Genomic DNA, 12,560 nt, shown 5'->3' on the forward strand with positions numbered 1-12,560 from the left:
CTGTGTGCAGCTTCGGTACAGCTTTCGCCTGTACCCGAGCGCCGGTCAGCGCACCGCGCTGGCACGGGCGTTCGGGTGTACGCGGGTGGTCTACAACGACGCGCTTCGCGCCCGGGAGACCGCCCGCAGCGAAGGCATGCCGTTCCCGAAGACCGGCGACCTGTCGAAGCAGCTCATCACCAAGGCGAAGAACACCCCGGAACGGGCCTGGCTCGCCGAGGTCTCGGCGGTGATCCTCCAGCAGTCCCTGCGCGACCTGGACGCGGCGTACCGCAACTTCTTCGACGGGCTCATGGGCAAGCGGCCGCGCACGGGCGCACCCCGGTACAAGTCCCGCAAGGACACCCGGCAGGCCGTCCGCTTCACCGCGAACGCCCGCTGGTCGATCACTCTGGGGCAGAAGCTGCGTCTGCCGAAGATCGGCGACGTGCGGGTGAAGTGGTCGCGCACGTTGCCCTCCAGCCCGTCCACGGCGACCGTGGTCAAGGACAGCGCGGGCCGGTACTTCGTGAGCTTCGTCGTCGGGACCGGCCCGGAAGAAGTCCTGCCCGAGGTGTCGCCCGAGCTGGGCATCGATCTCGGGCTCGGGCACTTCGCGGTCCTCTCCGACGGTACGAAGATCGACAGCCCGCGCTTCCTGCGCCGGGCCGAGAAGCGCTTGAAGAAGGTGCAGCGCGCCCTCTCCCGCAAGAAGAAGGGCAGCAGGAACAGGGACAAGGCCAGGGTTCGCGTCGCACGGGCCCACGCCCGTGTCGCGGACGCGCGCCGCGAGTTCCATCACCGACTCTCCACCAAGCTGATCCGCGAGAACCAAGCGGTCGCCGTGGAAGGTCTGGCGGTGAAGGGGCTCGCCCGCACGCGCCTGGCCAAGTCCGTGCACGACGCCGGATGGTCGGCGTTCGTGAGCATGCTGGAGTACAAGGCCGCCCGGTACGGGCGCACCTTCCTCCGGATCGGCCGCTTCGAGCCCACCTCCCAGGTGTGCTCGCGGTGTGGCGTCAAGGACGGCCCAAAGCCGCTGCACGTCCGCGTGTGGACATGCGGGGCATGCGGGGCCGTCCTCGACCGGGACGTGAACGCGGCGGTCAACGTCGCCAAGGCCGCCGGACTGGCGGTGTCAGCCTGTGGAGCGCAGGTAAGCCGGGCACCCGTGCCCGCACCGCGCGGCGAAGCAGGAACCCATCCGAAGCCCTCCACCATCCGGTGGGAGCAGGCGGGAATCCCCGGCCTTTAGGCCGGGGAGGATGTCAATTCAAGAACAAGTACGACCACGTCTTCACGGTGGAGCCGGCCGGCGAGGCCGCCGAGGTCGTCGAGTGGGTGCACCGGATCCTGCGGGAGGAGCGCGAGATCGTCATCTCCTCCCGGCCCCTCGAAGCCACGGCCTTCCAGGTCGAGAACATCCGAATGGCCTACGTCTTCTACGAGAGCGGCCTGTCGATCAACGTGATGTACACCGTCGACGACCCCAAGAAGCGTGCGGTCGGCTTCAAGCTCTCGGACGGGATGGAGGTCCCGGAGGAGCTCGCCTCCAGCTTCAAGTTCGCGCGGCAGAAGTCGAAGCTCGCCGGGACGATCCGCGGTTCGTACTTCGTCATCAAGAACGAGTACTGATCCCGGCGCCGGCCCGGCCGTGCGACCGGCCGGGCCCCGCGTGCCGGGTGTCGGGTGCCGCTACGAGGGCCCGCCGGACGCCTCGGGGCCGGCCGGCCGGCTGAGGTAGTGCTGCCGCACCTCGTCGGTGACCACCCTCCGCAGTGTCGGCTGCAGCACCTCGGAGGTCGGGATCACGTCCCACCTCATGTACGGCCACCACCGCGCGTGCGCGGCCAGCAGCATCCGCTCGCCGCCGGCGACGTCCCCCTCGACGGCGTACCAGCCGGCGAGCCACAGGCAGAGGTGGTACTGATCGGGGAGTTCGCCGAGCGACTCGACCAGCTCGCGGCCGCGCGCGAAGTCGTTGGTCTTGGCGACGGCCTCCCAGGCGACCCGCTTCTCGCGCGGCTCCAGCGCCGCGAAGTCGCGGTCCAGCAGCCACTCGCCGATCACGCCCTCCCGGGGCACGCGCGGCCCGCCCCAGTCGTAGTGGCACGGCAGCAGCCACTCCACCGGCCGGACGTCGAGCTGCTCGGCCGGCCAGAGCAGCCCGTCCCGCAGGACCCGGCCCTCCGGGACGTGGTCGGCCGCGGCGCGCATCCGGGGCTGTGCGGGCACCCCCGCGTACAGCTGGGCGGCCAGGAACGCCTCGGTGAAGGGCATGTCCTGGTCGCACAGGTCCCCGCCGCCGGGCCCCTGACGTTCGATCAGCAGCTCGGCCAGCTCGCCCGCCTCCGCGAAGCGGTCCTCCCAGCAGAGGACCTGGACGGCCGCCGCTGCGGCCTCCCACGCCGGGTCGGGTGGCGCAGCGGGATCGGTGGCCAGGTCGAGCAGCTCGGGAAGCATCTCCCGGTGTCGGCCGTGCCGGGCGCGGGAGGTCAGGCGCTCGACGGACGTCACCCCGCCACCCGCCGGCAGAGGCGCCGAGCGCCGTGGTGGAGGGCGTTCAGCGACCACAGCGCCGGCCAGTAGACCGAGAAGCTCACGAGGAGCAGCACGGCGACGTCGAGCGCATAGCCGACGGCGGCCGACGGCTGGAACTCGAACAGTGAAGCGAAGACGAGCGCAGCCGTGATCGGAGCGGCCACCGGGGCGCACGCCGCCAGCGCCTTCCATGCGGTGCCGCCGCGCATGACCCGCCGCTCGAACCCGAAGGCGACGGGGAGGACGAGCACGCTCGCGGCGAACCCCACGCCGAGGGCGATCAGAACGGCTTCGGCGAAGTCGCGGACGACGAACACGTCGTCAAGGAGGAAGACCGCCGCCAGGGGGAGGGTGAGGACCGTGAAGGCCGTGACGACGACCGCTGTCGTCACGGCGACGGACAGCGCGTGCCGCAGGATCGCCCACCACCGGGCAGACGGATCGTAGCCGGGTGCCGGGCCGTCCGGGGTGGTGGTGGCGTGCGGATCCGCCGGAGGCCTGCCGGACACGGTTCACTCCCTCGGGTCGGGTTCTACCGTCCCTGACGCACCGGCCCGCCTCCGTGGTTGCCGCGTCCGGCTGCCCGCCGTCGCCAGCGCCGTTCCCGCCGTGGTCGCGCTCTCCCGCCGCGCCCGGGCCGGAGTCCGCCGATGAGCGGCCGCACCCGCCGGCGGGCATCCCCCCGCGCGCGCGGGCGGGGCGTGGGCGGGCGGGCGCGGGGCCACCGGGCGGGGCGGATCGCGTTGCGGGCGGTCGGCGCCGGCCCTCAGCCGCGGTGACGCCACGGAGTCGGATGAGCGGAGGGAGGGCGACGTGTGATTACCATCCGCATACGTCCCGTCTGCCTCGGTCACGATCCGACAAGGAACCGCCGTGGAACTCTGGCTGCTCAACCACTTCTCCGCCCTGACGCTGACCCTGGTGATCGTCGGCGGGTTCGTCCTGCTCGCGGTGGCCGGCAGCATCCTGACGTGCCGCCGGTACCCGGCGCTGGCGCGCGGGGACCACAACGAGATGGTGGGCGTGGTGCTCGGCATGTTCGGCGCGATCTACGGCATCATCCTCGCCTTCGTGATCGTCAATCTGTGGACCCAGCTGGAGACCGCCTCGACGGTGGTGGCGACCGAGGCGACCTCGGCGTCCAAGATCGTCCGGGACGTCGGGGCGTTCCCCGCCGAACCCCGGGACGCGGTCAACGCGGCGGTCCGCGACTACGTGCACGCCGTCGTCGAGGAGACCTGGCCCCGGATGAAGGCCGGGACGGCGGACTACCTCGTGGCAGGGGCCCGGGTGGAGGCCATCTACACGGCGCTGCGCTCGTACGAGCCGCAGAGCGCGGTGGAGCAGGCGTACTACGAGCAGGCCGTCGCGAGCCTGGACGACGTGGTCACGCAGCGCCGGGCCCGGATCGACCAGAGCAACCAGGAACTCCCGATCCTGCTGAAGGTCCTGGTGCTGGGCGGCGCCCTGGTGATGCTCCCGCTCACCTTCCTCTACGGCAGCCGCAGCAGGCGCATCCGGCTCGTGTTCGTCGGGGCGGTCGCCGCCCTGATCGGCTTCAGCCTGCTGCTGGTCGTCGTCCTCGACCGCCCCTTCGCCGGCGACCTGTCGGTCAGCCCGGCACCGTTCAAGGAGAGCGCCCTCGCGCAGTTCTGGTAGCCGGATCAACGGCGGGCCAGGACCGCGACGTCCGGGCCGAAGACGACCGCCAGCCGCCCGTCCTGCGCCAGCGCGAGTCCGCCGATCGCGGCAGGGAACGCGTACGCGCCGATCCGCCGCCCCGCGGCGGCGTCCCACACCCGCACGGTGCCGTCGCCGCACCCGGTGACGACGGCGGGACGACCGTCCAGCATCCCCATCGCGCCGGCCGACACCGTGCCGGTGTGCCCCGTCAGGGGCGGCCCCGTCCGGTCACCCGTGGCCAGGTCCCACAGCTGGGCCGTTTCCGTCCGGTGCCCGGTCAGGAGGAGGTGGCGGCCGCCGAGCGCCGCCAGGGCCAGGGCGCCGCCCTGCTCGGGCTGCACCCCGATCCATGCGTGCGCCGAGAGGTCCCACACGCGTCCCTCGGAGGTCACCGCGACGAAGCGGCCCTCCACCACGGCGAAGGAGTGGACGGACGGGCTCGCGTACTCGCTCGTCGACCGTCCGTGCAGTTCCTCCCGGGTGGTCAGGTCCCGGATCCGGACCGACTCGTGCCGGTCGCGGCTGAGGAGGGTGAGCCGTCCCTCCACCGCGCCCGCGGTCAGGAGCTCCACGGCGGCGGTGTGGCCGGTCAGGGGCCCACCGAGCTGTCCGCCGCCGTCGAGGTCGCGGATCCGCACCTCGGTGTCCGCGCCACCGGTGACGAGGACGGGGCGGCCGTCCACGACGGCCGTGGTGACCGCCCGCACCGGCGCCGCACGGCCGGCCGGCAAGCTGCCCGTGGCCCTGCCGCCGCCGAGCCCGCCGTCGGACGCACCGTCGAGGTCCCAGATGCGAACCGACCGGTCGTCGCCGCCGGTCACGGCGAAGTGCCGCCCCTGCACCGCCACCGCCGCCGCACCTCGGACGGTCCCCTCGTGGCCGATCAGCGGCCGGCACGGACGCCTACGGGCGGACAGGTCCAAGACCGCGACCCGCCCGCGGCCGAACCCGAGGAGGGCGGTGGGGCGGCCGTCGAGCACCGCCAGCGCCGCCGCCTCCGCGAACCCGGGAGCGTCCCCGCTCCGCTGCTCGCCCGTGGCCAGGTCCCAGACGTACGTCTCGTAGGCGTTGGCGCTGATCGCCACCGGGCACTCGACCACCGGGTCCGTCGCCAGGAGGTGTGTCATGGCGTTGACCTCCAGGGTGATGCAGCGGCGGAACCCGTCGTCACCGTCGTCGTCACCGGCGCCGCCCTCCGCGGCCGCCGGCAGGTCGGACGGCGGATCGGCGAAGGGCCCGGAATCCTCCGCGCCGTCGCCCCCGGCGCGGAACTCCCGTCCCGTGGTCAGGTCCCACCTGCGGACGGCGCCCTCGGCATGGCCGGTGACGGCGACGGGCCGGCCGTCCACCACCGCCGTCGCCAGCGCCGGCACATGGCCGGTGCGGATGGTCAGGAGCGCGTCCGCGCGGGCGGGGGCGGCCAGGTCCCACACCCTCACCACGCCGTCGGTGCTGCCGGCCACCAGGACGGGCCGGCCCCCGACCCGTGCGGTGGCCAGCGTGAAGATCCGGTCGTCACCGCCGGCGCGGTACTCGCCGACCGGCTCCCCCTCGTCGAGGTCCCACACCAGGACCGTCCCGTCGGAACCGACGGTGACGGCCACGGGCCGCCCGTCCACCACCGCCGTCGCCAGACCGCGCACCCCGCCGGGGTGACCGGTCGCGGCCCGGCCGAGCTGCCCGCCCGTGACCGGATCCCACCAGAGCAGCGTGCCGTCCGCGCAGCCCGCGACGGCGAGTCCACGCCCCTCCACGACCACGGTCGCCACCGCGGTCACCCCGGCCGGCGCGGGCAGTGCGTGCCGCAGCCGGGAGTCCAGGCCGGTGCCGGTCGCCCACTGCACCGTCCAGGAACCGTCCGCCTCCTGTCGGACCGGCACCTCGGTGAGACCGGCCAGCAGCTCCCGGTCGCCGCACCGTGCCGCGTCCAGCGCCAGCACCTGCCGCCGCACCACCGGACCGGCGTCACGGTGCACATGCCCCGACGCCCGGTACACGGCCGCCGCCGTCACCTCCCGCGGCCCGACGGCGCCCTCCAGCGCCGCCGCGACCTGCTCCGGCGCGGCCGTCACCAGCCACCCCGGATCGGTCAACCGCCCGTCCACCACCGGCGCGACTTCGTCGACCGGACCACCGCTGCTGAACTCACCGGACATGACCGGGCTCCTCCTTCGCCGGGTCGGCCGACCGCCAGGCGTCGGCGAACAGGACGGGCAGCGGGCGGGACGGCACCACCACCGTGTGCGCGCCGCTCGCCCGGGCGGGGTCGGCGGGCAGCAGGGCACGCTTCCCGGCCTCGACCGGCAGCCGCGGCACCTTCGACTCCAGCCACGGGCCGGGGAGGAACAGGCTGCGCCCGGCTCGCGGCCGGCGGGCCTCGATGACGAGGCCGGTACCGCAAAGCTGCTGTTGCGCGACCTTCAGGACGGTCGGCGACCAGCCGGTCCACTGCCGCACGTGGCGGTCGGTGGGGTCCGGTAGGGCGAGCAGCATCAGGTACAGCGCCGCGGCGTCCGTCGACAGGGTGAGAGCATCGGCGCAGGCGGCGACGATCTCCGGTGCGCTGCGGCGCGGGTCCTGCTCCCAGCCCGGGGTGCGGTCGGTGTCGGTCGTCAGGTGCCGGCCGAGCGCGTCGAGGTCGCCGGAGAGCAGGATCCGCAGGTCGGTGAGGGCGGGAAGCCCGGTGCCCGAGGGCAGGGCCTGTGACGGTTGGAGGCGGTCGTAGTAGTCGTCGAGCGCGTCGAGTGCCGGGTCGTCGGCGCCGTTGAGCAGCTCCGGGTGCACCAGGACGTGCCATTGCCGCTTGGCCGGGTCGTCCACCACCTCGATGCCGGTCAGGTCTGCCAGGGGTAGCGGGGACGGCGGCTCGCCCATGGCCGCCCACCGGTCGGCGGAGAACACCCGCCACGCCGCCGAGTCGGCGCGTCCCGCGGCTTCGGCCGTGCGGAGGGCCGCCGTGCCGAGCGCGGGCCGCAGTGGGTGGCCGGCGGGCGTGCGGTAGGCCAGCCAGGCCATTGCGTAGGGCGAGGCGTACGGGGCGGGCGCGCAGTCGGGGCCGGTGTCGGGGGCGAGGGCGGCGGCGAGCAGGGCGTCGAGCCGTTGGCGGCGCCTGCGGAGCCCGTCCGGGCCTGGGTCGACCGCGGGCCCGGCGCCGGTGGGGGCCCAGTCGCCCTTGGGGAAGCGGATCTCGCGTCGGGCCTGCGCCTGCAGCTTGGTGTCGACCGGGGGTGCGCCGAAGTGCTCGTGCCACCAGGCCACGGCTTCGTCGATATCGGGCCCGTGCGTCCACAGCCGCTCCGGGTCCTTCGGGAGCAGCTGGTTTCGGATCTCCCGGAGGGCGTTGTGCCCGATGCGGTCGGCGATCTTCTTCTCGGCGGCGGTCGGGTGGTCCCGGTTGTACTTGCGGACGGCGAGTAGGGCGTCCGCTTCGTCGGCCGTCAGAGCGAGCCGTCGGGCGAGCTCTTCGGCTGCCTCGGGGTGGGCGGGCAGCGGGCCCCGTGCGGTGAGGAGGTCGAGGTAGCGGTGCAGCCAGCGGACGCCGCCCTGTGCGACCAGCTCGTGCGCGTGCTCGACCTCGTAGCCGGCGGTGGCCAGGGGGCCGTCCTCCGGGAAGGTGCCCGAGGGCGCGTACTCCAGCAGCTGGGAGCGGTTGAAGCTGCTGTGGAGCACCACGGCGGTCGACAGGGCGGTGCGGTAGACGTGGCCCGCTGGGGGAACCGGCCGGTTGCCCGGATCTGTGAGCTTGACGGTGCGCCAGCGGCCCGTCCCCTGCTCGGCGACGAACGGGAGATCGGCGTACTCGCGCAGCACGGTGCCGCTCACTGCGTCGCCGCGCAGCAACTCGGTTTGCGGGTCGATGACCAGGTAGGGGGAGGCGGCGGACGTGCCGGGGATGATGGCACTCGGATGGTCGAGGTCGCCGTTCCACGGCACGCCGTCGGCGGCCGTGGCGACGGTGTGCAGGAGGCGGCCGAGCCGGACACGTGCCGGCACCGGGGCGGCGGGCCGGTCGGCCGCCTTTGGGGAGGAGCTCGCTGTGCCGGTGCCGGTGGCGGTGTCGCTGGACGGACCGGTCGGCACGACATCGGTCGGGGTCAGCTGCGCGAGGAGGTGGGCGAGCCCGTTGCGGCAGTTCGCGGCGATCTGTACCAGCCGGGCGAACTCGGCGCCGACCTCGTCCTCCTCGATTCCCAGGAGGCGGCCGATCCGCCGCCGGACGGGGACCGAAACCCCGTCCCGGAAGACGGACTGTGCTTCCACCCCGCGCAGCAGCAGCTCGGCGCCCGCCCGGTTTAGTGCAGGCTCGGGCGCCGCTTCGGCCACGGCGGCCAGCAGTAGTGCGGCGACGTCCACGGCGGCGAGCCGTTCGGCCCGGCCGGGGTCGGCGAGGAGTGCGGTGGCGGCGCCGATGTGCATGAAGCGGGCGAGCATCAGTGCCACCTCGTCGAGGTCGAGGACGGGCAGCTCGGCGAGTTCCTCGTCGCACCACTCGGCGAGGGTGCGCCGGCCCAGCGCGGTGTCGACCAGTGCGGGCACCTTGGCCCAGCCCTTGGGGTCGTGCGGCTGGTACCAGAGGTTGTCCGAGTCGCCGCCGTTGGTCAGTTCGAACTCGGCCCGCAGCAGTGCCCGGATCTCGCGGGCGAACCGTGGGTCGGCGGTCAGGGCGCGCAGTTCGGGGCGCGGCGCTGCGGCGATGTGGTGCAGGTACGGGTCGGCGAGCCGTGGCGGCGGGTCGGCGACGGGCGCACCCGCGGCCAGCAGCAGGTCGAGGATGTCCAGCCGTACGGCCCCGGGGGTCCGGCGATTGCGGTCCCACCGGCTGGAGTAGGGCAGGTCCACCGGCACGCCGTCGGCGGCGATTCGCGGCGCCAGCAGTGCGGCGAGTCGGTGCAGACCGGGGGCGGGCCCCGGGCGGAACGAACAGTCGGCCAGCACGACCAGGCGGCGCAGCCACTCGGCTGCGGTGCCGGGAGCGGCCCCGCCTTCGCCGGCTGGCTCTGTCAGAAGGGCCAGTGCACCGGTTTGTTCCAGGTAGGAGACCGGTAGGTCCGAGTCGAGCATCCCGGTCTGCGGCCCGGCGGCGACCACGTCGTGGGCGAGGTCGGGGAGTTCGGCCAGGACGAGGTTCCAGGCGGGTGAGGCGAGGACGGCGTTCCAGAATTCGCGGGCGGCGTCGCCCCACAGGTCGCGGGCGGGCAGTCTCAGGGCGGCGAGCCGGGCGAGTTCACGGTCGGGGTCTAGCCCGGCGGCGCGGGCGGTGCGTGTGACGTCCAGGGCGAGCCGGGGGCGCACGCCCTCACGGAGGGTCCGTGTGGTGAGCAGGGCGAGGACGCGGCGGGCCGCCTTCGGGTCGGCGCCCCGCGCGGTGACCTGCTTGATGCGCTCGCGCAGGGCGGTGTCGGTGAGGGCACCGGCGGCGTCCATGGCGGCGTAGCGGGCGTCCAGCCATTCCTGGTCGACGTGCTCACCGGCGGTCCGCTCGGCGGTCCTTGCCCGGCCGAACCAGGCTGCCGCATCGGCCCGTTCGCCGCCGTGGCGCAGGCACTGGTCGGCGACGCCGTCCAGGAAGCAGCGCAGCAGGGCAGGCTCGGTGCCGGCGACCTCCTTCAGCACGGCGTCCACGTCACGCTTGATGAACACCTGCCAGGCTGAGGTGACCTGCTCCAGGCGCTCCACGTGGTGCAGCACCTCGTCCGTCCGCGCGGGATGCTCGGCCAGCGCGGACTCGGGGAAGGGCACGTCTGTGGGGCCCGGCAGCCCGGTCGGCCGGATGTCGACCGGCTCCCAGCCCAGGTGGACCATCAGCTCGTCGCGGTGCCGGACCGCATCGGCGGTGGTGAGCAGGATCCGCTCCTCGTCCGGCAGTGCGGGATGGCGGTAGCGGCGGGCCAGCAGCAGGTCGTCGCCCTCCTGCCCCGGGCTCCCGGCGGCAGCGGGAACGAGCCCGGCCTGCGCCACCGCCTCCTTCCACGCGCAGTCCGCGGCGAGCATCTCCACCACGTCGGCCGGCACGGCGACGGCCTCCTGCACCAGGCGCTCGGCCGTCTGACGGCACGTCCGGCGGTGTGCCGCGACACCGTCCGCGAGGGCGGTCAGCCGGAGCAGGCCCGGATGGCCGACCAGCGGGGGCGGCACCTTCTTCAGCACCCGCCCGCGCTCGTTGCGGTGGACCACCCGCCCGTTCTCCAGCCGCGCGGAGTACCCCTGCGCAGTGATCTCCCAACCCATGGCACGCCCCCGTGATGATCGTTCAAACGGCCCGTGCAGCCTAACGACCCCCACCGACGCCCCCGCCACGCCCGTGTCGCGTCCGCCGGGGGAGGACGTGCCTGTGGAACGCTTGCACCGGGGTCGCGCCGAGACCGAGGAGACCCTGAGCCCGCCTCGAAAGGGTGTCGCCATGGCCGAGGTCCGCGCCGGTGACGTGCTGCTGCAGTACGAGGAGACCGGCGAGGGCGAGCCGCTGGTGCTGGTGCACGGCTCGTGGAACGACCACCGCTCGTGGGGGCCCGCCGTCGACGCCGACCTGAAGGCGTCGTTCCGCGTGGTGGCGTACGACCGGCGCGGCCACGGCCGCAGCGAGCGGGTACCCGGCCCCGGCACCCGGCGGCAGGACGAGGACGACCTGGCAGCACTGATCGAGGTACTCGGCCCGGCACCCGCCAACGTGGCGGCGAACTCCTTCGGAGCATCGATCACGGCGGGTCTGGCCGCCCGCCGCCCCGAGCTGTTCCGGCGGATCGTCCTGCACGAACCCCCGCTGGCCGGACTCGTCCTCGACGACCCCGCCGCGGTGGCGGAGATGCGGACGGTGACGGCGGCCGTCGAGGAGGCCAAACGGCTGGTGCGCGAGGGCGAGGACGCCGCCGGCGCGAAGGTCTTCGTCGAGCGGATCGCGCTCGGCCCCGGCGCCTGGGAGGCGATGCCCGAACCGCTCCGGGACACCTTCGTCACCCACGCGCAGACCTGGCTCGACGAACAGGACGACCCGGATTGGGCCGCCCTGGACGTCCACGGACTCGCTGCCTGCACGGCGCCGGTGCTGCTCAGCAGCGGCACCGAGAGCCCGGCGTGGTTCGGCGCCGTGCTGGACCGTCTGGCCGCGGCCCTGCCGCGGGCGCAGCGCAACACCTTCCGGGGCGCGGGCCACATCCCCCATGTGACGCACCCCCGGGAGTACGCGGCGACCGTGACGGCGTTCCTGCGCGGCACCTGACAGCCCGACGGCACCCGTGGCCGCCCCGTCGGCTCCCGCCGCGCTGATCGCGCGCGGCGGGAGCCGACGCCGTTCCGCGACGGGGGAGCCGGGCTCAGGAGGCGGGGCCCTCCTGCTCCGCCTCGACCCGGGCGTTCCACTCGCGCTTGGAGGCCTGCCAGCCGTCCTCGTTGTGGCCGAGCCGCCAGTAGCCGGAGACGGAGAGGTCCTCGCGGGGGATCCCGAGGTCCACGCGCAGGAGTGCCCGGAGTTCCTTGACGAAGCCGGCCTCGCCGTGGACGAAGGCGTGCACCCGGCCCGCGGGGAACTCCAGCGCGCGGACGGCCTCGACGAGCAGTTCGCCGACGGGGCGGTCGCCTCGGTGCAGCCAGACGACCTCCGCGGCGGAGTCGAACTTCTGCTCCTCCTCGGGGCCGGCCACCTCGACGAACGCGCGGACCTCGGCGTCGGCCGGCAGGGCCTCCAGGGCCGCGGCGATGGCGGGCAGGGCGCTCTCGTCGCCGGCCAGCAGATGCCAGTCGGCGGTGGTGTCGGGCGCGTAGCCGCCGCCGGGGCCCATGAACCGGACGGTCTCGCCCGGTCGGGCGCGCACCGCCCAGGGACCGGCGAGGCCCTCGTCGCCGTGGACGACGAAGTCGAGGGTGAGCTCGCGCAGTTCGGGGTTCCAGGCGCGGACGGTGTACGTCCGGGTCACCGGCCACTGCTCGCGCGGGAACTCCTCGCGGATCCGCTCCAGGTCGAACGGCTCGGGGTAGGTCACGCCCTCGGCGCCGAACAGCACCTTCACGTAGTGGTCGGTGAAGGCGCCGGCCGGGAACGCGGCGAGGCCGTCGCCGCCGAGCACGACGCGCTGCATGTGGGGGGTGATCCGCTCGGTGCGGACGACGTGCGCGGTGTGCGGCTTCCGGGGCCTGCGGGCCTGACGCTCTGCCATGGACGCTCTCCTCATGTCTTTTACTTAGGCTCGCTAACGTAACACTCGCCGAGCAGCGCAGCCGGGCGCTTCGGAGCGGGGGGCGGGTGCAGGTGGCTGCGGCCGGGCCGTCGCCGAACCCCGGCATCCCGTCACTCACGGTGCGTGTGGGGGAAGGCAGTTCTTGAACGGGTCGTCCGTTCGCCGTTCCCACGGCCCGGACGCAAC

9 protein-coding genes are annotated in these 12,560 nt (G+C 74.0%); 4 read left to right on the forward strand and 5 right to left on the reverse strand.

Annotated elements, in window-relative coordinates:
• Positions 1-4: 4 nt before the first annotated feature.
• Positions 5-1,234, forward strand: a complete 1,230-nt coding sequence (locus AB0O09_RS01475) for an RNA-guided endonuclease TnpB family protein (protein ID WP_363539029.1) — start codon at positions 5-7, stop codon at positions 1,232-1,234.
• A gap of 47 nt (positions 1,235-1,281) precedes the next feature.
• Complete coding sequence (locus tag AB0O09_RS01480) at positions 1,282-1,614, forward strand: phage tail protein (RefSeq protein WP_359983694.1); 333 nt, start codon at positions 1,282-1,284, stop codon at positions 1,612-1,614.
• A 60-nt stretch (positions 1,615-1,674) separates the two neighbouring features.
• On the opposite strand, the gene AB0O09_RS01485 is transcribed toward AB0O09_RS01480, so the two are convergent.
• Together AB0O09_RS01485 and AB0O09_RS01490 are read right to left on the reverse strand one after the other, a co-directional pair.
• On the reverse strand, positions 1,675-2,496 hold the full coding sequence (locus AB0O09_RS01485) for a hypothetical protein (protein ID WP_363539031.1): 822 nt from the start codon (positions 2,494-2,496) through the stop codon (positions 1,675-1,677).
• Positions 2,493-3,029 (reverse strand): hypothetical protein, encoded by a 537-nt coding sequence (locus tag AB0O09_RS01490; RefSeq protein ID WP_363539033.1) that lies wholly within the window; start codon positions 3,027-3,029, stop codon positions 2,493-2,495. The genes AB0O09_RS01485 and AB0O09_RS01490 overlap by 4 nt, the downstream gene beginning before the upstream one ends.
• A 364-nt stretch (positions 3,030-3,393) precedes the next feature.
• Here AB0O09_RS01490 and AB0O09_RS01495 point away from each other — a divergent pair, with 364 nt between their 5' ends.
• A complete protein-coding gene (locus tag AB0O09_RS01495) occupies positions 3,394-4,179 on the forward strand; it encodes a hypothetical protein (RefSeq protein WP_363539035.1) in 786 nt (261 codons plus the stop codon).
• 5 nt (positions 4,180-4,184) lie between these two features.
• On the opposite strand, the gene AB0O09_RS01500 is transcribed toward AB0O09_RS01495, so the two are convergent.
• Together AB0O09_RS01500 and AB0O09_RS01505 are read right to left on the reverse strand one after the other, a co-directional pair.
• Positions 4,185-6,359 carry a hypothetical protein gene (locus AB0O09_RS01500; protein ID WP_363539037.1) on the reverse strand — a complete coding sequence of 725 codons (2,175 nt, stop codon included), beginning with the start codon at positions 6,357-6,359 and terminating at the stop codon, positions 4,185-4,187.
• A complete protein-coding gene (locus AB0O09_RS01505) occupies positions 6,349-10,431 on the reverse strand; it encodes a hypothetical protein (protein WP_363539039.1) in 4,083 nt (1,360 codons plus the stop codon). Before AB0O09_RS01505 ends, AB0O09_RS01500 begins: the two co-directional genes overlap by 11 nt.
• Positions 10,432-10,603: 172 nt before the next feature.
• Between AB0O09_RS01505 and AB0O09_RS01510 the strand changes: the two genes are divergently transcribed.
• Entirely contained in the window at positions 10,604-11,419 is an 816-nt protein-coding gene (locus AB0O09_RS01510; RefSeq protein ID WP_363539041.1) for an alpha/beta hydrolase, read from the forward strand.
• A 94-nt stretch (positions 11,420-11,513) separates the two neighbouring features.
• Here AB0O09_RS01510 and AB0O09_RS01515 read toward each other — a convergent pair whose 3' ends face one another.
• Positions 11,514-12,353 carry a siderophore-interacting protein gene (locus AB0O09_RS01515; RefSeq protein WP_363539043.1) on the reverse strand — a complete coding sequence of 280 codons (840 nt, stop codon included), beginning with the start codon at positions 12,351-12,353 and terminating at the stop codon, positions 11,514-11,516.
• Positions 12,354-12,560 lie beyond the last annotated feature (207 nt).

The organism is Kitasatospora sp. NPDC093679 (assembly GCF_040683455.1).
Classification (GTDB): Bacteria; Actinomycetota; Actinomycetes; order Streptomycetales; family Streptomycetaceae; genus Kitasatospora; species Kitasatospora arboriphila.

Coding starts and splice junctions, on each gene's coding strand:
- AB0O09_RS01500 (WP_363539037.1), bottom strand. CDS start 6,359: ATGTCCGGTGAGTTCAGCAGCGGTGGTCCGGTCGACGAAGTCGCGCCG.
- AB0O09_RS01505 (WP_363539039.1), bottom strand. CDS start 10,431: ATGGGTTGGGAGATCACTGCGCAGGGGTACTCCGCGCGGCTGGAGAAC.
- AB0O09_RS01510 (WP_363539041.1), top strand. CDS start 10,604: ATGGCCGAGGTCCGCGCCGGTGACGTGCTGCTGCAGTACGAGGAGACC.
- AB0O09_RS01515 (WP_363539043.1), bottom strand. CDS start 12,353: ATGGCAGAGCGTCAGGCCCGCAGGCCCCGGAAGCCGCACACCGCGCAC.